Below are 17,961 nucleotides of genomic sequence, written 5' to 3'. Positions count from 1 at the left end.
GGACCTCGGCCACTACCCTGGTCCGCATGATCCCCCTGGTCCTGGCCTCCGCCTCCCCTGCCCGCCTGACGACGCTCACCCACGCCGGGGTGCACCCGGAGGTCATCGTGTCCGGGGTGGACGAGGAGGCGGCCCTGGCCGCCGTCCGCGAGCGGCAGGCCGACCTGGGGCCGGCCGACGTGGCGCTCACGCTGGCGCAGGCCAAGTGCGAGGACGTGGTGCGCGGGCACGACCCCGCGGCGCTGGTCCTGGGGTGCGACTCGGTGCTGGAGCTGGACGGGGAGGTGCACGGCAAGCCCGGCAGCAGCCAGGTCGCCGTGGAGCGGTGGCGCCGGATGCGCGGGCGCACGGGGCTGCTGCACACCGGGCACTGGGTCGTGGACAACCGGGACGAGGAGGACGGCGGCACCGGCGCGACCCTGGGCGCCACGTCCACGACGACCGTCCACTTCGCCGACCTCACCGACGCGGAGATCTCCTCCTACGTCGCCACCGGCGAGCCCCTGCAGGTCGCCGGGGCGTTCACCGTCGACGGCCTGGGCGGCGCCTACGTCACCGGGATCGAGGGCGACCACCACGGCGTGGTCGGCGTCAGCCTCCCGCTGCTGCGCGCGCTGCTGCTCGAGCTGGACATCGCCTGGCACGACCTGCGCGGCTGACGGATCGCGGCTGACCGCTCGGGACGGGGGCGCGACGCGGGGCGCGGCACCCCCGGCGGCGCTCAGGCGTCGTAGTCGATCTCCACCGTGTCGCTGACAGGGTGCGACTGGCACATGAGGCGGTAGCCCCGTCCGACCTCGTCCTCCTCCAGGGCGTAGTTGCGCTCCATACGCACCTCGCCGGCGACGACCTTGGCCCGGCAGGTGCCGCAGACGCCGCCGGTGCAGGAGAAGGGGGCGTCGGGGCGTTCGCGCAGCGTCGCGTCGAGGATGCTCTCGGCCCGGGTGGGCATCGGGACCGTGGTGGTGCGCCCGTCCAGGGTCACCGTCACCACCGCCTCCGGCGGCGCCGTCGGGTCGACCGGGAGGGCGCGGGCCTGGGTGACCGGGGACCCCGCGTCGTCCACGTGGAAGATCTCGTGGTGCACGTGCTGGGGGTCCACGCCCCGCTCGGCCAGCACCGCCTGCGCCGTCCCGACCAGCCCGAACGGCCCGCAGAGGTACCACTCGTCCACCTCGTCCTCCGGGGTGAAGGTGGCCATCAGCTCCTCCAGCTTGTCGCGGTCGATCCGCCCGGTGAGCAGGGGGACGTCCTGGATCTCGCGCGAGAGGACGTTGAGCAGGGTGAGCCGCCCGGGGTAGCGGTTCTTGAGGTCCATCAGCTCCTCGAGGAACATGATGCTGTCGGTGCGCCGGTTGCCCAGGACGAGGGTGACGCGCGAGGCCGGCTCCTCCTCCAGCACGGTCGTCAGGATCGACAGCACCGGGGTGATCCCCGACCCGGCGGCGATGCCCACGTGGTGCTTGGCCGCGGTCGGCTCGACCGCACGGGTGAAGGACCCCGTGGGGGTCATCACCTGCAGGACGTCGCCGACGCCCACGTGCTCGTTGAGCCAGGTCGACATCAGCCCGCCCGGCACGCGCGCCGAGGCGACCCGGACCTCCCCTCGGGCCCGGGCCTGGGCCCGGGAGATGCAGCAGGAGTAGGAGCGCCGGACGTCCTGCCCGTCGATCTCGGCCCGGATCGTAAGGTGCTGCCCCGGCTCGAAGGACAGGAACTCCCCCGCCAGCTCGGGCGGGACCGCGAAGCTGACCGCCACGGCGTCGTCGGTGAGCCGGTCCACCCGGCTGACGGTGAGGTCGTGGAAGGTGGCGCGGCGACGCGTCGGCTGCTGCAGCAGGGACATCTCTCTCCTGGCTGGTGCGGGTGCGGGGGGGGTCGGACCGCCCCGGTGGGCTCAGATCGGCTTGAACTCGTCGAAGGGCTCGCGGCAGCCGCGGCAGCGCCGCAGCGCCTTGCAGGCGGTCGAGCCGAAGCGGGCGAGCTCCTCGGTGTCCTCGGAGCCGCAGCGGGGGCAGGCCACCACCCGGGCGGTGAGGGTCAGCGGCACCGGCCCGGAGGTATGCGGTGCCGCCCCGGACGGCGGGGCGATCCCGAAGCGCCTGAGCTTGTCCCGGCCCGCCTCGCTCATCCAGTCGGTCGTCCAGGCCGGCGCGAGCCGGGTCCGCACCTCGAGCGGCACGCCGTGCCGACGGCCCACCTCGAGCACGGACTGCTCCATCGCGTGCATGGCCGGGCAGCCGGAGTAGGTCGGGGTGAGGGTGACGACGAGCCCGTCACCGACCCGGTCGACCGCCCTGATCACGCCCAGGTCCTCGATGGTGAGGACCGGGATCTCCGGGTCCAGGACCGCCCTGACCTCCCGCTCGACCAGGGGCAGCAGGTCGCCGGCGGCGTGCTCGGAGGCGGGTGCGGGGCCCACGGCGGCGGTCCTCACCAGCTCGCGCCGGGGTGGCTGCGCGCGATGTGCTGCATCTCGGCGAGCAGGTAGCCCATCGACTCGGAGTGGATCCCCTCCCGGCCGCCGCGGGCAAGCCAGCGGGGCGGGTCGGGCATGGTGAGCGTGGCCTGCTCCACCACCTGGGACACGTAGGCGTTGACCGCGTCGGCGAGGGAGGAGGGGAGCACCCCGACGCCCTGCTCGACGGCATACCGGGCCGCGTCGTGGTCCTCCCCGAGCTCGGCGACGTAGGGGTTCACGGCGACCAGCCCCGCCTGCATCCGCTCGTGGCTGAGGCCGGTCCCGTCCCCGAGGCGCAGGACCCACTGGGTCGCGTGGTCGCGGTGGTAGTCGACCTCCTTGACCGCCTTGCCCGCGACCGCGGCCAGGGTCGCGTCCGCGGAGGTCCGCAGCGCGGAGTAGAGCTCCAGCTGGTAGCTGGAGAACCAGAGCATGCGCGCCATCTCGAAGGCGAAGTCCCGGCGCGGCTGCTCGACCAGCTGGACGTTGCGGAACTCCCGCTCGTCACGCGTCATCGCCAGGGCGTCCTCGTCCCTGCCCCGGCCCTCGAGCTCCCCGGCGCGGGTGAGCAGCGCGCGTGCCTGACCCAGGAGGTCCAGGCCGACGTTGCCCAGCGCCATGTCCTCCTCGATCTGGGGGGCGTGCGTGAGCCACTCCCCCAGCCGCTGGGCGTAGATCAGCGCGTCGTCCCCCAGGCCCAGCAGGTAGGCGGTCGTGCTCACAGGTACTCCACGTCCTCGGGCACGTCGTAGAAGGTGGGGTGGCGGTAGACCTTGTCCGCGGCCGGGTCGAAGAACGGGTCCTTCTCCTCCGGGCTCGAGGCGGTGATGTCCTCGGAGGCCACGACCCACAGCGAGACACCCTCCTGCCGCCGCGTGTAGAGGTCGCGCGCGTTGCGCAGCGCCATCTGCGCGTCGGGGGCGTGCAGGCTGCCGACGTGGACGTGGTTGAGCCCGCGCCGGGCCCGGACGAAGACCTCGAAGAGGGGCCAGCCGTCGGCGCTCACGCGACCGCCCCGGCCGACCGGGCCGCCGCCTTCGCGGCGTACGCCACCGCCGCCTCACGCACCCAGGCGCCGTCCTCGTGGGCGGCGACGCGGGTGGCGATCCGCTGCTCGTTGCAGGGGCCGTCACCCTTGAGCACACGCCAGAACTCGTCCCAGTCGATCTCCCCGAAGTCCCAGTGCCCACGCTCCTCGTTCCGGCGCAGGTCGGGGTCGGGCAGGGTGATGCCGAGCTTGTGGGCCTGCGGCACCGTCATGTCGACGAACTTCTGCCGGAGGTCGTCGTTGGTGAACCGCTTGATCCCCCAGGCCATCGACTGCGCCGTGTGACCCTCCTTGGCCTTCTCGCCCGAGTCCGGCGGGCCGAACATCATCAGCGCCGGCCACCACCACCGGTCGGCGGCGTCCTGGAGCATCGCGCGCTGGGCCTCGGTGCCCCGTGACAGCGTCCACAGGATCTCGAAGCCCTGGCGCTGGTGGAAGGACTCCTCCTTGCAGACCCGGATCATCGCCCGGGCGTAGGGCCCGTAGGAGCAGCGGCACAGCGGCACCTGGTTCATGATCGCGGCGCCGTCGACCAGCCAGCCGATGGCCCCCACGTCGGCCCAGGTGAGGGTGGGGTAGTTGAAGATCGAGGAGTACTTCTGCCGGCCGGTGTGGAGCTTGTCCAGCAGCTCCTCCCGGTCCACGCCCAGCGTCTCGGCGGCGGAGTAGAGGTAGAGCCCGTGGCCGGCCTCGTCCTGCACCTTGGCCATGAGGATCGCCTTGCGTCGCAGGCTGGGGGCCCGGCTGATCCAGTTGCCCTCGGGCTGCATACCGATGATCTCGGAGTGGGCGTGCTGGGCGATCTGGCGGATGAGGGTCGAGCGGTAGCCCTCGGGCATCGCGTCCCACGGCTCGATCCGCTGGTCGTCCTCGACCAGGGCGTCGAAGGCCGCCAGGTGCTCCGCCAGGGCGTCCGCGTAGTCCTGGGTCTCCGCGGCGTTGAGCGGAGCGCCGGGACCGTCGCCGAAGTCGTTGCCGTACATCCCCCCAGTGTGCCAGAACCGACCCCCGGTGTGACACTCCGACCGTCCGTCGACGGTGGAGCTGTCACACGACCCGGGTGGGAGACTGGGCCGGTGAGCGACTCCCAGCACGATCACCAGCACGACCACCCGCACCAGCACGACCACGACCACGGGGCGGCCACCGGCCCCGGCCCGGTGGCGGACGCGAGCGTCCGCACGGCCCGGCCCAGCGACGCCCCGGCCGTGGGCCTGGTCCAGGCGTGGGTCTGGCAGACGGAGTATGCCGACCTCCTGGCGCCCGAAGTCGTCGACGCCCTCACCGGTCCGCGGTTCGCGGCGGTCTGGCGCCGGTCCCTGGAGCAGCCGCCCACCCCCCGGCACCGCCTCCTGGTCGCCTGCGCCGGCCCGCAGGTCGTGGGCTACGTCGCGCTGGGGCCGGCGGAGGACGAGCCCGGGCTCGACCCCGACCGGACCGGGGTCATCCTGGACGGCGGGGTGCACCCGCAGGGTCGACGCACCGGGCACGGGTCGCGGCTGCTCAACGCGGCCGTCGACACCCTGCGGGCGGGCAACGACGACCTCGAGGCCGTGGCCACGTGGGTGCTCGCGGACGCGGGGGCGACCCGGGCCTTCCTCGCCGGTGCCGGGTTCGAGCCCGACGGCGCGTGGCGCGACCGGGTGGTGGACGAGGACGGGCGCACGGCCCGGGAGGTGCGCCTCGTGGTGAGCCTGTGACCCCGTCCGCGACGGAGGTGCAGCCGCCGTGGTGGCGCACGGCGGCGGCCCGGCAGGGTCTGGCCGTGGGGATGGTCGGCCTCTACGGCGTCAGTGCCGGCGCGCTCGGGGTGGCCGCCGGGCTGACGGTGTGGCAGACGGTGCTGACCTCGCTGCTCATGTTCACCGGTGGGTCGCAGTTCGCCTTCTACGGCGTGATCGGTGCCGGAGGGCACCCGGTGGCGGCCGTCGCCACGGCCAGCCTGCTCGGGGTGCGCAACGGCTTCTACGGCCTGGAGCTGTCCCGACGGCTGCGCCCGTCCGCGCTGCTGCGGCCGCTCACCGCCCACCTCACCATCGACGAGTCGACGGCGGTCGCCGTGGGCCAGCCGCAGGACCGCGACGCCCGCATCGGGTTCTACGTCACCGGCGCCGCCCTCTTCGTGATCTGGAACACGACGACGCTCCTCGGCGCGCTCGCCGGCGAGGCCATGGGCGACCCCCGGGCCTACGGTCTGGACGCCGCGGCGGCCGCGGCCTTCGTGGCCCTGGTGTGGCCACGGCTGCGGGGCCGGGGACCGGTGGCGACCGCAGGGCTGGCCCTGGTGCTCACGCTCGTCTCGGCCCCCTTCGTGCCGACGGGCGTCGAGGTCCTCGTGGGCGCGACCGCGGCCCTCGTCGTGGGACTGCCGCGCCGGGCCTCCGGCGAGCCGACCGACCGCACCGACCCCACCGGCCGCACCCGGCCGACCCAGGGCACCGGCCCGGACCTGCCCGTGCCCCCCGTGACCCGGGACGCCGACGTCCTGCGGCAGCTCGAGGGAGGACACCGGTGACGCTCTGGCTGGCCGTCCTGGCCGCGTGCCTGCTCGCCTGGCTGCTCAAGCTCGGCGGCTACCTCGTGCCCGAGCGGGTCCTGCACGTGCCCTGGGTGGACCGGGTCGTGCCCCTGCTGACGGTCGCGCTCCTGAGCGCGCTGGTCGTCACCCAGGGCCTCCTGGACGGCGACCGGCTGCCCACGCTCGACGCCCGGGCCGCAGGCCTCGGGGTCGCGGTGGGGCTCCTGCTGCTCCGGGCCCCCTTCATCGTCGTGGTGGCCGCAGCCGCCCTCACGGCCGCCCTGCTGAGGTGGTGGGGCTGAGCACCGTCGGGACGGCATACCCGAGCCGGCTGCTGGGGGTGGACCTGGCCCGCCTGCTGGCCCTCGTGGGGATGTTCGCCGCGCACCTGACCGTCGTCGACGGCGCCGAGGTCCCCGTCCTCTTCCAGGTGGTGGCGGGGCGGTCCTCGGCCCTGTTCGCCCTGCTCGCGGGCGTGAGCCTGGTGCTGGTCACCCGGGACGTGGGCGTAGGGACGATCGGGGTGCACCGGGCCCGGCTGCTCGTGCGGGCCGGGGTGGTCGCGCTCGTCGGGCTGGTGCTGGGTCTGCTCGACTCGGGCGTGGCGGTGATCCTCACCTACTACGGGCTGCTCTTCTGCTGCGCGCTGCCGGTCCTGCGCTGGCGTGCCTCGTCCCTGGCCTGGCTGGCCCTGGCCTGGGGTCTGGCGAGCCCGGCCCTGAGCCTCGTGCTGCGGTCGGTGCTGCCCCCGAGCAGCTACCAGGTGCCCTCCCTGCTGAGCCTGGCCAACCCGTGGCAGCTGCTCACCGAGCTGGCCGTCACGGGCTACTACCCGGTGCTGACGTGGGCGACCTACCTCTTCGCGGGTATGGCCGCCGGGCGGGCTCTCGCGCCCGCACTCACCGGCGCGCGGGCCGGCCGGGCGGAGGGCGGGGACGGACCCGCCGGGAGGGGTCGGAGCGCCGACCACCGGGTGCCCCTGCGGACCCTGCGGATCCTCCTGCTGGTCGGGGTCTGGCTGGCGGCCCTGGCGCTGGGGGTGTCCGCCTGGGCCACCCGCTCCCCCGGGGTGCGCCAGGCCCTGCTCGACAGCTGGGGCGTCACGGACCGCTGGAGCGACCTGGCGACCGTGCTGCGGACGGGGTTCTACGGCACGCACCCGGAGGGGTCGTGGTGGTGGCTCGCGGTCTGGGCGCCGCACAGCGGCAGCGTCGTCGACCTGGCGCACACGACCGGCGCGGCCCTGGTGGTCCTCGCGTCCTGCCTCCTGCTCGTCCGGGTGACGGGGACCCTGCCGTGGCGGGTGCTCTCCGGCGCCGGGGCGATGACACTGACCCTGTATGCCGCTCACGTCGTGGTGCTCGGGACCGCGGGCCGGCAGGGGGCACTGGGTCGGGAGGGCGAGCACGCCCTGCTGCTGCACGCCGCGGCGGCGGTGCTCCTCGGCGCCGGGTTCGCGCTCGCGCGGCGGCGGGGACCTCTGGAGCGGTGGGTGGGGGCGGCGACCCTCGCCGCCGTCCCGGACGCCCGCACGAGCCCCCCTCCCCCCTCCGGCTAGCTAGCCGCAGCGGGCGAGCACCTGCTCCAGCCGCTCGACCTGCCTCCGCACCTGGCGCTCGTAGACCCGCGCGCGCGGGTGCCCCTCGAGGGCGGCGCGACGGGCGGGGTAGCGGCCCAGCAGGTAGGCGTGGGCGAGCGCCAGCTCCTCCGCCGCGGTGCAGGCGGGAGCTCCCACGCCGTGACCCCAGCCGTCGAGCACCGCGTCGAGCGTCTCCTCCGGACGAGCGCTGAAGAGGTGCAGCTTGGCCGCGTCCTGCCCGACCACCCCGACCCCGGAGTGCTCCCAGTCCACGAGGACGACCTGCCCGTCGGGGGTGCGGAGCACGTTGGAGGCGACGAGGTCCCCGTGGGTCCAGGAGACGCGCACCTGCGGGTCCCGGGCGACGAGCGCGGCCACCTGCCGCCCAGTCGCGGCGGGCACCAGACCGGCAGCCCGCACCGCCTCCCACCGCCCGGCGAGCCCGCTCCCCCAGGAGCGGCCGGCCGGCACCAGCTCGAGACCGTGCACCCGGTGCACCGCGGCGAGGCCGGCGACGACCTCGGCCACCGCGTCCGCCAGACCCCCGGACGTCAGGACGGGGGCGGCGTCCACCCACTCCTCCACCAGGTAGCGAAGCGACCGCCCGTGCCGGCCGTGGGCGACGAGCCGGGGGCGCAGGCCCGGCGCACCCGCCGACACCACCTCGTGGGCGCGCACCGCGTTGCCGATGCCGTCGGTCGCGTTCCGGCCGCGCGGCATCGGCGCCACCGCCATGGTCAGTCCCCCGCCCACGTAGTGCGCCCGCAGCTTGAGCTGGTCCCCGAGGTCGAACTTCGCCAGCGCCAGCACGTCGGCCGCCACCGGGGCGCTGAGCAGGTCCACCCCTTCCGCCCCCGCGCGGAGGGTGTCTCGCACGGACGGCGGGACCAGCTCCGACCCGCCGACCTCCAGGTCCGCCGCCACGACGGTGCGCCCCTGCCGGAGGAACTCCCGGGGCGACCGGGCCGCGGGCAGCACCTGCTCGCGCCGCTCCAGCCGGGCCAGCAGCCGCAGCGCCAGGTCGACCCTCTCCGGCACCCGGACCACCTCCTGCCCGGTCGCCCGCCGCGACCGTGACCGACAACCTACCCTCGCGACGCGCCCGTTCACCTGTTGTTCACTTTCCCGACATTTCTTGTTATGGTGATGGCCACGCGCTACACACACGGCAGGAGGTGATTCGACGGTGAACACACGTCGCCGCACGGTCGAGATCGCATGGGTCCCCGGGACCGACGCCCACGGCCGCGCCATCATGGAGATGCGCTGGCTCGTCGAGGACTGCGCCCCGGTCGTCCCCCGGCCCTGAGCCGGGCCCGGCCCCCGAGGAGCCCATCCGGCCCCCCACCCGGCCCACCCACGACGCACGAGGCCCGGACGGATCTGATCCGTCCGGGCCTCGTGCTGCGTGCGGGCCGTGGTCGGGCGCGCTCACGGCGCGCCCGACCCCTGGTCACTCCTGGTCGGAGCCACCCGCGGTCTGCTCGTCGCCGCCGGCGCTGCTGCCGCGGCCACGACCGCCACGACGGCGACGCTGACGACGCGGACGCTCACCGCCGGAGTCCTCGGAGCCCTCAGCACCCTCGTCGCCCTCGGCGTCGCCGGACGGCGCGGCCGCCTCGGGGGCCGGGGGCACGTGGGCCTCGACCGCCTCGGACTGGGCGCCCACCGGCGTCTCCGAGGGGCCACCGGCCTGGACCGGGGCCTCGACCTCGACCGGGGCGGCGGAAGCCTCCGCCGAGCCGCCGGACTGCTCGGCGTCGACGACGGCGCCCAGCGAGAGCTTGCCGCGGGGGTCGATCTCCTTGAGCTCGACCTGGACCTTCTGGCCCACGCCGAGGACGTCCTCGACGGCGTCGATGCGACGACCGCCGACGAGCTTGCGGATCTCGGAGATGTGCAGCAGGCCGTCCTTGCCGGGCAGCAGCGAGATGAACGCGCCGAAGGTCGTGGTCTTCACCACGGTGCCCAGGAAGCGCTCCCCGATCTCGGGCATCTGCGGGTTCGCGATCGCGTTGACCGCCGCGCGGGCGGCCTCGGCGGACGGGCCGTCGGTGGCGCCGATGTAGACGGTGCCGTCGTCCTCGATCGAGATGTCGGCGCCGGTGTCCTCCTGGATCTGGTTGATCATCTTGCCCTTCGGGCCGATGACCTCGCCGATCTTGTCGACCGGGACCTTCACCGAGATGACGCGCGGGGCGTAGGGGCTCATCTCGTCGGGGGCGTCGATCGCCTCGTTCATGACGTCCAGGATGTGCAGGCGCGCGTCACGGGCCTGCGTCAGGGCACCAGCCAGCACGTCGGCGGGGATGCCGTCGAGCTTGGTGTCCAGCTGGATCGCCGTGACGAACTCCTGGGTGCCGGCGACCTTGAAGTCCATGTCGCCGAAGGCGTCCTCGGCGCCGAGGATGTCGGTCAGCGCGGCATACCGCATCTGACCGTCGATCTCCGCCGAGACCAGACCCATCGCGATGCCCGCGACCGGGGCGCGCAGCGGCACACCGGCGTTGAGCAGCGACATGGTGGACGCGCACACCGAGCCCATCGACGTCGAGCCGTTGGAGCCCAGGGCCTCGGACACCTGACGGATGGCGTAGGGGAACTCCTCGCGGCTCGGCAGGACCGGCATGAGCGCACGCTCGGCGAGCGCACCGTGCCCGATCTCGCGCCGCTTCGGGGAGCCCACGCGGCCGGTCTCACCGGTGCTGTAGGGCGGGAAGTTGTAGTTGTGCATGTAGCGCTTGCGGGTCACCGGGGACAGGGTGTCCAGCTGCTGCTCCATGCGCAGCATGTTCAGCGTGGTGACACCCATGATCTGGGTCTCGCCGCGCTCGAAGATCGCCGAGCCGTGCGCCCGCGGGATGACCTCGACCTCGGCGCTGAGCGCGCGGATGTCCTTGAGGCCACGGCCGTCGATGCGCACCTCGTCGCGCAGGATGCGCTCGCGGATGAGCTTCTTCTGCACGGCGCGGTAGGCGGCGTCCAGCTCCTTGTCGCGACCGGCGAAGGGCGCGTCCTGGGACACGTCGCTGTCGCCCGCGGCGTCCCAGTGCAGGCCGAGGAGCTGGCCCTTCATCGCGATCTTGATCTCGTCGATGCGGGACTCGCGCTCCTGCTTGCCCGCGATCTGCAGCGCCTCGGCGAGGTCGGCGGCGGCGAAGCCCTCGACCGCGGCGTAGGCGTCGTCCTCGTAGTCGAGGAAGCGCGGGAAGTCCTGGGTCTCCTTGGCGGCCTTGGTCGCCAGCTCGGCCTGCGCCTCGCACAGCACCTTGATGAACTTCTTGGACTCCTCCAGACCCTGGGCGACGACCTCCTCGGTCGGGGCCTGCTTGCCCTCGTTCCGCACCAGGTCCCAGGTCGCGTCGGTGGACTCGGCCTCGACCATCATGATCGCGACGTCATCACCGGCGACGCGACCGGCCACGACCATGTCGAAGGTCGAGCGCTGGCTGTCGGAGAAGTTGGGGAAGGCGACCCACTGGCCGTCGATGAGCGAGACCCGGGTCGCGCCGATCGGGCCGCTGAAGGGCAGGCCCGAGATCTGGGTCGACGCCGACGCGGCGTTGATGGCCACGACGTCGTACTGGTGGTCGGGGTCGAGGGACAGCACGGTGATGACGACCTGCACCTCGTTGCGCAGACCCTTGGCGAAGGTCGGGCGCAGCGGGCGGTCGATCAACCGGCAGGTGAGGATGGCCTCGGTGGAGGGCCGGCCCTCACGCCGGAAGAAGCTGCCGGGGATCTTGCCCGCGGCGTACATGCGCTCCTCGACGTCCACCGTCAGCGGGAAGAAGTCGAGGAAGTCCTTGGGGTGCTTGCTGGCCGTGGTGGTCGACAGCAGCATGGTCTCGTCGTCGAGGTAGGCGGTGACGGAGCCGCCGGCCTGCCTGGCCAGGCGCCCGGTCTCGAACCGGACGGTGCGGGTGCCGAAGCTGCCGTTGTCGATCGTGGCTTCGGTGAAGGTGATCTCTGGACCCTCCATGGGCCCTCCTTTTCGTGTTCTCTCTCGCAGCGCGGGGCATCATCGTTGTGCCCGGCTGGGTCCTTCTCGGGTATGCCGTCACGGCAGTCCCCGGTGACGTGCCGGACCGGGTCGGCCCCGCACGTCATACGCAAAGAAGCGGCTCCCGGTCGGGGAACCGCTTCCCTGCGAAGCTCAGCGGCGCAGGCCGAGACGCTTGATCAGCGACCGGTAGCGCTCGATGTCGGTCTGCTCGAGGTAACGGAGCAGGCGCTTGCGCTTGCCGACCAGCAGCAGCAGGCCGCGGCGGCTGTGGTGGTCGTGCTTGTGCTCACGGGAGTGCTCGGTGAGCTCCTTGATCCGGGCGGTCAGGAGCGCGACCTGGACCTCCGGCGAGCCGGTGTCGCCCTCGGTCGTGGCGTACTCCTTGATGATCTCCTGCTTGGCGGCAGTGTCCATCGCCATGGGCGACTCCTTCTCTCGTTGCGCGGCGCATCCCGGGCATGTCCACCGGGGCACTCTGGATCCGCGGCCGTTCGACGGCGTCGTTCAGGATATCAGCGCCCCGGCGGGCACCCCTAATCCGTGCCACGCTGGGACCATGACCACTCTCCCACCCCTGCCCGAGGACTGGCAGACCGCCCTGGTCGTCGCCGCCCACCCCGACGACATCGAGTACGGCACGGCGGCCGCGGTCGCCGCGTGGGTCGCCGCCGGCAAGGACGTGACCTACCTGCTCGTGACCCGTGGTGAGGCGGGCATCGACACCCTCGACCCCCAGGAGGCGGCGGTCGTGCGGGAGCAGGAGGAACGCGACGGTGCCCGGGAGGTCGGCGTCGAGGTCGTGGACTTCCTCGACGGCTTCCCCGACGGGACGCTCCAGCACTCGCTGGAGCTGCGGCGCGCGCTGGCCCGGGAGATCAGGCGGCGCCGCCCGGACCTGGTCGCCACCGGGACGTACGCACCCCGCTTCGGGGGCGGGCACCTCAACCAGGCCGACCACCGCGTCGTCGGCCTAGAGGTGCTGGACGCGGTGGCCGCCGCCGGCAACCGGTGGATCTTCCCCGAGCTGCTGGCCGAGGGCTTCGAGCCGTGGGCGGGCGTGCGCTACCAGTGCTGGAGCGGCGGGGCCGACGTCTCGCACGAGGTGGACGTCACCGACCACGTCGAGGCCGCGGTGCGGTCCCTGGAGGCCCACCGCCGCTACAACGAGGCCCTGCCGCCGGACTTCCCCTCACCGCGCGTCCTGCTCACCGGCATCCTGGGAGATCCGGGGAGCGTGGGTCCGGACGGCCGACCGACGCGCTACCGCTGGACCGCCGAGGTCGCGGGCGCCTGAGGCCGGGTACGGCGTCCGCTCAGGTGCGGCGCTGGCACCCGCCGCACCAGAAGAGGTTGCGACCGGCGACCACCTTGTGCCGCACCGTCGAGCCGCACCGCAGGCACGGCAGCCCGGTGCGCTGGTAGACCGCGAACTCGCGGGGGACCTCCGACCGCTCGCCCCTGTCCCAGGCGGCCTCGGTGTCGACGAGCACGTCGTCCAGGGTGATGATCGAGCCGGTCCGCACGCCCCAGGGCATCAACCGCACCAGGTCGTCCCAGACCAGCTGCCAGGACGCGCGCTTCAGCGACCGGCCCGGCCGCAGCGGGTGCAGCCGGTGACGCCACAGCACCTCGCAGCGGTAGATGTTGCCGACGCCGGCCAGCACCGTCTGGTCCATGAGGAGCTCGGCGATCGTCCGGCCGGATCCGACGATGCGGCGGTAGGCCGCGTCCGGGTCGTTGTGCTCACCCACCGGTTGCAGCGGGTCCGGGCCCTGCCGGGCGACGAGGGCGTCGACCCGGGCCTCGTCGAGCACCTCGCACGCCATGGGCCCCCGCAGGTCCGCCACGTGGTGCTCGGACAGCAGGCGCAGCCGGACCGCCCCGGTCACCTCCGGCACGGTGCCCGCCGGGGTGACCGGGACGACGAACCACGTGCCGATCAGCCCCAGGTGGACGTAGAGGGTGCGGCCGCCGGCGAAGTCGACGAACAGGAGCTTGCCGTGGGCCCAGGCGCGGTCCACGGCGACCCCGTCGAGGACGGCCGCCCCGTCGGCGAAACGTCCCTGCGGGCTCGAGACCTCGGGTGTCCTGCCCCCGAAGGCCCCGTCCAGCGCACCGGCGAGCCGGTGCAGGGTGTGACCCTCGGGCATCCTCGGCGGCGCGTCAGGCGGACACGCCGGGGACCCGGCCGTAGCTGAGGTCGCCGGAGTCCCAGATCGTGTGCAGGGAGACGACCGTGCCGGGGCGGGCCGAGTCCCACATGGTGTTGTTCCCGGCGTAGATGCCCACGTGGTAGGCCGGCGAGCCGTAGAAGACCAGGTCGCCCGGGCGGGGGTCGGAGACCGGGGTCACGTAGTTCTTCTGCTGGGCCGCCGTGCGGGGCAGGCTGATCCCCAGCTGGGCGAAGACGTAGGAGGTGAATCCGGAGCAGTCGAAGCCCGCCGGGGTGCTGCCGGCCCACAGGTAGGGGACGCCCGCGTACTTCGCGGCCTCGGCGAGGATGACCGCGCCTGTGACCTGACCGGGGGCCGGTGCGGGGGCGGGCTGGCCCGGTGCGGTCTCGGCGAGCAGCCAGCCGGCGACGAAGCGGCCGTCCCCGAGGTCGAACCAGTTGTTGGAGGTGCTGCCGCTCACCTGCGCGCCGGCGGTGAGGGCGCCGACGACCGGGTGGTTGGTGCCCGGGCCGGAGCGGACGTTGATCGTCGTGGTGGCCCACCGCGTGACGGTGCTCGCGGGCGGGTCCTGCGGCGGCGTGGGAGCCGGCGGCGTGGGAGCGGGGGGCGTCGGGCTCGACGGCGGGGAGGTCGTGGTGAGCGGCCCGTAGACGAACCGGTTGTTGCCCAGGTCGAACCAGTTGTTGCTGGTCATCGACCCGCTGACCTGCGTGCCCTGCGTCAGACCGCCGACGACGGGGTGCTGCGTGCCGGGACCGGAGCGCACGTTCGCGCCGGAGCTGATCCAGCGGGTCTCGGCGGTGGGCGGCGCCTGCGGGGGCGCCGGGGCCGGATCGCCGCCTCCCCCACCCGGGTCGGTGGCCGTGAGCAGGGAGGCGGCGACGAAGCGGTTGTTCCCCATGTCGAACCACCCGTTGGACGTCAGGGTCCCCGTCACCCTGGTCCCGGCGGACAGGCCCCCGACGACGGGGTAGGAGGTGCCCGGCCCGGACCGGACGTTGGAGCCGACGGTGACCCAGCGGACGGTCTCCGACGGGGGCGTGGGCGTGCTGCCACCGGGGTCGGTCGCGGTGAGCAGCGATCCGGCGACGAACCGACCGTTGCCCAGGTCGAGCCAGTTGTTCGAGGTGTAGGTGCCGGTCACCCGCGTGCCGGCGGACAACCCGCCCACCACGGAGTACGAGGTCCCGGGGCCGGAGCGCACGTTGGACCCGACGGTCACCCACCGGGTGACGGTCGTGGTCGGCGTGGCCGGCAGCGGTGTGGTCACGATCGGCGTGGCCGGCAGCGGCGTGGTGGCGATCGGCGTCGTCGGCAGCGGCGTCGTCGGCAGCAGCGGCGTGGCCGCCAGGCCACCGACCGACGGAGTCGCGAGCGCGGGCACCGCGGTGGCGAACGGGCTGGCCGCCGTGGCGGCGACGAGACCCAGGGAGGCGACCCGGGGGAACGAGGAGGGACGAGAGGCACGGTGTGCCGAGCGCGAGACCATGGGCCATCCAAAGGGTGCAGGGGCGGGACAGGACACCGGTCGGGGATGGCCCCGGCCCGTGGGTGGTGCAGGTGGTGGAACAGTCGGACCTGAGAGGGACGTCTCGGGACCGACCGAGACGAAAACTAACAACGTCCTGAGGTCGGCGCAAGGGCCTCGACCTGCGAAAACATGCGTTCATGGCAAGAAATCAACGGCAACACGCGTGACCTTCGTCACACTGACAGGGTGTCCCCGCAGGTCACCACAGGTGTCACACGCGTCCGCCAGGCAATTTGCCACCACAACGTCCCCAACGGTCATGAGGACAGCACGACGCCCCGTTGAGCACGGGGCTCGTCGGGGCGTCGGAGGAGGTCTCAGCCTGGATCCGCCGAGCGGGTTTCGTGAGGAGGTCGCGCGTCGCTGAAGACGATTTTTGGAGCGGGTCGGGGTTCTGGGCGTGGGAGGTCCGCCGGTCTGCCCGGCTTTTCCACTTGTGGTCGTTCCTCGAAGGGTCAGGGGGCTGGGTCAGGAGGGGGCGTAGGCGGCGTCGTGGAGGCCAAGCCAGGGGTGCTGCCAGGGCCAGTTCGTGGGCAGGTGCAGGTGGAGTCGTCGGGCCCGGTTGGCGATCCGGGCGGGGATCTTGATCAGCTCGTCGCGGATCGTGGCGGGTCGGGCCCAGGCGTGCCGGGTCGAGGCCAGGACGCCGGCGGCGCGGGTCAGGTTGTAGGCGATCGCGGCCAGCACCGTCCACGCACCGTTGGCCGAGAACGATCCGGAAGGGACGTGAGCCAGCGGCCCTGATTTCAGGTCGGCGATGACCTGCTCGACGATCGCGTGGTCACGGTGCGAGGCCTCCGCGGCCAGCATGGACAGGGGTGAGTCGGTGAACACGGCGTGGTGGCGGTAGGTCGCGAACAGCTCGTCCTGCCCGGCCTTGGTCGCCTTGGGGTTCAGGCGTCTGACGCGGCGCACGATGAGCCGGGCGGTGACGTGCTCGGCCTTCTTCCGGGACGTGAACGCTGTGTACTCGACCTCGGTGACCTGGGCGTCGGAGACCCACCGGTCCTCGGCCTGGTCCCAGATCGCGTTCGGGTACTTGATGGACACCCAGTCGTCCTCGGGGATCCGGGAGATCGCGGCGGTCACGGCCGGGTCCATCCGGGCGGTCAGGGAGAACCGGGCCCCGGCCCGGCGGGTCGCGGCGACGACGTCGTGGTTGTAGTAGGCCGAGTCCGCGCGGACGGTCAGAGTGCCGGTCGCGCCGGCCCGGCGGGCGGTGGCCAGCGCGTCGGCGATCAGCCGGGCCGCGCCGTGGGCGGAGGCGGCGTTGCCCTTGCGCAGCCTCGTGGCTGCGAGCACCGGTGCCGCGGTCGGGGTGGACAGGGTCGCGACCTGCACGTTCAGGCCCTTGACGCCGGTGTAGCCGTACCCGCTGCCCTGCTTGGCGTACCCGTGGGTGGCGCGGATCGTGTCATCGACGTCCAGGTAGGCGACCTGATCGGCGCCGGCCAGCAGGCCCGGGACGATACCGGCCAGGTTGGCCAGGACACGGGAGCCGACGGCGTCCAGCTGGCGGACGTGGCCGAAGGTGTAGCCGCGCAGGTGGGTGCCCAGCGTGGTCGGCGCCCGGAGTCCGGTGAAGACCCGGTCCATCCCACCGTGGCGCACCACGTCCATGTCCTCGATGCTGTCCGCGCCGGCGACCATGCCCGCGACCAGCGAACTGACCTTGAGGTCGGCGTTGGCGCCGGCCGAGCCGGGCACGCTGACGTGCCCGGCCACCAGATCCTCCAGCCCGGCCTCCTCGGCCAAGCCCATCACCGGGACCAGGCCGGCCGTGCCGATCAGGTTCGGGTCATCGAACACGGCGGAGATGTTGTGGCAGACTCGCATTATCGGGTGCTCCTGTTTTCTGGTCGATCGAACTGTCGCAAGTCCAATCGTCCCAGGTCACAGGGGCATTCGTGTGTTACGACCCGGCTTGGTCACCCAATACATCGGCGGATCGAGGCTCAGGCGTCCGCGCGGAGGACCTCACCGGTGACGGAGACCAGCACCTCGACGTCGTCGCCGCTGTCGGTCCCGTCCAGGGTGACCTCCCAGGCGTAGGTCCCGTCCTCCTCGTCCAGCTCGACGTCGTCCAGGACGCCGCCGACCTCACCCACCGCGATCTCGATCGCCTCGACCACCGTGATGCTGGCGGCGTCCAGGGCGTCCCGGTCCTCCGCGTCGAGGTCGTCCTCCTCGGTGCTCTCCACGGTGGTGCCGTCGGGCGAGACGGTCACCTCGACGGACCGGTCGCCGGCCCGCACGTCGACCTCCCAGGTGCCGTCGTCGTCCTGGTCGTCGATCTCGTAGGCGATGCCTGCGGTCTCGGTCTCGGCGGTCGCGACGGCCGCCAGGGCCAGGCTCGTCACGTCCTCCGCGCCGGGCGGCACCGCGCCGCTGGTGCTGCCCTCGGTCGTGCCGGTGGCCGGGTCGTCGGAGCCGGTGCTGTCGTCGTCGCCGGTCTCGTCCGCGGTCGCGACGGCGTCGGTCGTGCCGGCGCTCACGCCGGGCCCGGTCACGTCGTCGTCGGATCCGCAGGCGGCCAGGCCCAGGGTGGCCGACAGTGCGAGGGCGATGGTCAGGCTGGTGGTCTTCGTCATGACATCCAGTGAACCAACCCGAGGTGAGAGCCGCTCTCATGAACGGCCTCCGC

The 17,961-nt window shown here is 73.2% G+C and carries 19 protein-coding genes; 7 read left to right on the top strand and 12 right to left on the bottom strand.

The genetic code is table 11. The features are described from left to right. The first annotated feature begins 26 nt into the window (after positions 1 to 26). Positions 27 to 659 carry a Maf family protein gene (locus E3Z34_RS04585; RefSeq protein ID WP_134772651.1) on the top strand — a complete coding sequence of 211 codons (633 nt, stop codon included), beginning with the start codon at positions 27 to 29 and terminating at the stop codon, positions 657 to 659. 62 nt (positions 660 to 721) lie between these two features. Here E3Z34_RS04585 and paaE read toward each other — a convergent pair whose 3' ends face one another. From paaE to paaA, 5 genes are read right to left on the bottom strand one after another with little or no spacing between them, the layout of a single operon-like run. Further along, positions 722 to 1,846, bottom strand: a complete 1,125-nt coding sequence (gene paaE, locus E3Z34_RS04580; RefSeq protein ID WP_134772650.1) for a 1,2-phenylacetyl-CoA epoxidase subunit PaaE — start codon at positions 1,844 to 1,846, stop codon at positions 722 to 724. A 51-nt stretch (positions 1,847 to 1,897) separates the two neighbouring features. Beyond that, positions 1,898 to 2,422, bottom strand: coding sequence for a 1,2-phenylacetyl-CoA epoxidase subunit PaaD (paaD, locus tag E3Z34_RS04575; RefSeq protein ID WP_134772649.1), 525 nt, complete (start codon positions 2,420 to 2,422; stop codon positions 1,898 to 1,900). Positions 2,423 to 2,433: 11 nt separating this feature from the next. Next, a complete protein-coding gene (gene paaC / locus E3Z34_RS04570) occupies positions 2,434 to 3,183 on the bottom strand; it encodes a 1,2-phenylacetyl-CoA epoxidase subunit PaaC (RefSeq protein ID WP_134772648.1) in 750 nt (249 codons plus the stop codon). Beyond that, the gene (gene paaB, locus E3Z34_RS04565) at positions 3,180 to 3,467 is read right to left on the bottom strand and encodes a 1,2-phenylacetyl-CoA epoxidase subunit PaaB (RefSeq protein ID WP_134772647.1); all 288 of its coding nucleotides are present in this window, start codon (positions 3,465 to 3,467) and stop codon (positions 3,180 to 3,182) included. The genes paaC and paaB overlap by 4 nt, the downstream gene beginning before the upstream one ends. Next, positions 3,464 to 4,492, bottom strand: a complete 1,029-nt coding sequence (paaA, locus tag E3Z34_RS04560; protein ID WP_134772646.1) for a 1,2-phenylacetyl-CoA epoxidase subunit PaaA — start codon at positions 4,490 to 4,492, stop codon at positions 3,464 to 3,466. The genes paaB and paaA overlap by 4 nt, the downstream gene beginning before the upstream one ends. A gap of 93 nt (positions 4,493 to 4,585) precedes the next feature. On the opposite strand from paaA, the gene E3Z34_RS04555 reads away from it, so the two are divergent. The 4 genes from E3Z34_RS04555 to E3Z34_RS04540 are packed head-to-tail and all read left to right on the top strand — an operon-like array spanning position 4,586 to position 7,585. Further along, the gene (locus tag E3Z34_RS04555) at positions 4,586 to 5,209 is read left to right on the top strand and encodes a GNAT family N-acetyltransferase (RefSeq protein WP_238695346.1); all 624 of its coding nucleotides are present in this window, start codon (positions 4,586 to 4,588) and stop codon (positions 5,207 to 5,209) included. Further along, positions 5,206 to 6,024, top strand: a complete 819-nt coding sequence (locus E3Z34_RS04550) for an AzlC family ABC transporter permease (RefSeq protein ID WP_238695345.1) — start codon at positions 5,206 to 5,208, stop codon at positions 6,022 to 6,024. Before E3Z34_RS04555 ends, E3Z34_RS04550 begins: the two co-directional genes overlap by 4 nt. Beyond that, on the top strand, positions 6,021 to 6,329 hold the full coding sequence (locus tag E3Z34_RS04545; RefSeq protein WP_134772645.1) for an AzlD domain-containing protein: 309 nt from the start codon (positions 6,021 to 6,023) through the stop codon (positions 6,327 to 6,329). Before E3Z34_RS04550 ends, E3Z34_RS04545 begins: the two co-directional genes overlap by 4 nt. After that, on the top strand, positions 6,317 to 7,585 hold the full coding sequence (locus tag E3Z34_RS04540; protein WP_158288600.1) for a heparan-alpha-glucosaminide N-acetyltransferase domain-containing protein: 1,269 nt from the start codon (positions 6,317 to 6,319) through the stop codon (positions 7,583 to 7,585). Before E3Z34_RS04545 ends, E3Z34_RS04540 begins: the two co-directional genes overlap by 13 nt. On the opposite strand, the gene E3Z34_RS04535 is transcribed toward E3Z34_RS04540, so the two are convergent. Next, on the bottom strand, positions 7,586 to 8,644 hold the full coding sequence (locus tag E3Z34_RS04535) for a phosphotransferase (RefSeq protein WP_134772643.1): 1,059 nt from the start codon (positions 8,642 to 8,644) through the stop codon (positions 7,586 to 7,588). A gap of 148 nt (positions 8,645 to 8,792) precedes the next feature. Between E3Z34_RS04535 and E3Z34_RS19385 the strand changes: the two genes are divergently transcribed. After that, positions 8,793 to 8,915 (top strand): hypothetical protein, encoded by a 123-nt coding sequence (locus E3Z34_RS19385; protein WP_275106676.1) that lies wholly within the window; start codon positions 8,793 to 8,795, stop codon positions 8,913 to 8,915. 144 nt (positions 8,916 to 9,059) lie between these two features. Here the strand turns inward: E3Z34_RS19385 and E3Z34_RS04530 are convergent, their stop codons facing one another. Then, the gene (locus E3Z34_RS04530) at positions 9,060 to 11,588 is read right to left on the bottom strand and encodes a polyribonucleotide nucleotidyltransferase (protein WP_134772642.1); all 2,529 of its coding nucleotides are present in this window, start codon (positions 11,586 to 11,588) and stop codon (positions 9,060 to 9,062) included. Between the two features lie 174 nt (positions 11,589 to 11,762). Then, complete coding sequence (gene rpsO / locus E3Z34_RS04525; protein ID WP_134772641.1) at positions 11,763 to 12,032, bottom strand: 30S ribosomal protein S15; 270 nt, start codon at positions 12,030 to 12,032, stop codon at positions 11,763 to 11,765. Positions 12,033 to 12,168: 136 nt separating this feature from the next. On the opposite strand from rpsO, the gene E3Z34_RS04520 reads away from it, so the two are divergent. After that, on the top strand, positions 12,169 to 12,906 hold the full coding sequence (locus tag E3Z34_RS04520) for a PIG-L deacetylase family protein (protein WP_134772640.1): 738 nt from the start codon (positions 12,169 to 12,171) through the stop codon (positions 12,904 to 12,906). A 19-nt stretch (positions 12,907 to 12,925) separates the two neighbouring features. Here E3Z34_RS04520 and E3Z34_RS04515 read toward each other — a convergent pair whose 3' ends face one another. The 4 genes from E3Z34_RS04515 to E3Z34_RS04500 form a co-directional block, all read right to left on the bottom strand. Next, positions 12,926 to 13,762, bottom strand: a complete 837-nt coding sequence (locus E3Z34_RS04515; protein ID WP_134772639.1) for an Fpg/Nei family DNA glycosylase — start codon at positions 13,760 to 13,762, stop codon at positions 12,926 to 12,928. A 13-nt stretch (positions 13,763 to 13,775) separates the two neighbouring features. Continuing rightward, a complete protein-coding gene (locus E3Z34_RS04510; RefSeq protein ID WP_134772638.1) occupies positions 13,776 to 15,275 on the bottom strand; it encodes a C40 family peptidase in 1,500 nt (499 codons plus the stop codon). A gap of 510 nt (positions 15,276 to 15,785) precedes the next feature. Next, positions 15,786 to 17,153 (bottom strand): IS1380 family transposase, encoded by a 1,368-nt coding sequence (locus tag E3Z34_RS04505; RefSeq protein WP_134772637.1) that lies wholly within the window; start codon positions 17,151 to 17,153, stop codon positions 15,786 to 15,788. Between the two features lie 119 nt (positions 17,154 to 17,272). Then, positions 17,273 to 17,908, bottom strand: coding sequence for a PepSY domain-containing protein (locus E3Z34_RS04500; RefSeq protein ID WP_134772636.1), 636 nt, complete (start codon positions 17,906 to 17,908; stop codon positions 17,273 to 17,275). Between the last annotated feature and the right edge of the window lie 53 nt (positions 17,909 to 17,961).

Origin of the sequence: Ornithinimicrobium flavum, assembly GCF_004526345.1 — a bacterium.
In the GTDB taxonomy this organism is placed as follows: Bacteria; Actinomycetota; Actinomycetes; order Actinomycetales; family Dermatophilaceae; genus Ornithinicoccus; species Ornithinicoccus flavus.
Note: the sequence above shows the minus strand (reverse complement) of the source record. Positions and strands in the feature narration are given on the sequence as shown.

Bases quoted from the DNA above. Each gene is read 5' to 3' on its own strand.
- E3Z34_RS04530 (WP_134772642.1), bottom strand. From the start codon at position 11,588: ATGGAGGGTCCAGAGATCACCTTCACCGAAGCCACGATCGACAACGGC.
- E3Z34_RS04585 (WP_134772651.1), top strand. From the start codon at position 27: ATGATCCCCCTGGTCCTGGCCTCCGCCTCCCCTGCCCGCCTGACGACG.
- E3Z34_RS04510 (WP_134772638.1), bottom strand. From the start codon at position 15,275: ATGGTCTCGCGCTCGGCACACCGTGCCTCTCGTCCCTCCTCGTTCCCC.
- E3Z34_RS04500 (WP_134772636.1), bottom strand. From the start codon at position 17,908: ATGACGAAGACCACCAGCCTGACCATCGCCCTCGCACTGTCGGCCACC.
- paaE (WP_134772650.1), bottom strand. From the start codon at position 1,846: ATGTCCCTGCTGCAGCAGCCGACGCGTCGCCGCGCCACCTTCCACGAC.
- E3Z34_RS04505 (WP_134772637.1), bottom strand. From the start codon at position 17,153: ATGCGAGTCTGCCACAACATCTCCGCCGTGTTCGATGACCCGAACCTG.
- E3Z34_RS04520 (WP_134772640.1), top strand. From the start codon at position 12,169: ATGACCACTCTCCCACCCCTGCCCGAGGACTGGCAGACCGCCCTGGTC.
- rpsO (WP_134772641.1), bottom strand. From the start codon at position 12,032: ATGGCGATGGACACTGCCGCCAAGCAGGAGATCATCAAGGAGTACGCC.
- paaA (WP_134772646.1), bottom strand. From the start codon at position 4,492: ATGTACGGCAACGACTTCGGCGACGGTCCCGGCGCTCCGCTCAACGCC.
- E3Z34_RS04515 (WP_134772639.1), bottom strand. From the start codon at position 13,762: ATGCCCGAGGGTCACACCCTGCACCGGCTCGCCGGTGCGCTGGACGGG.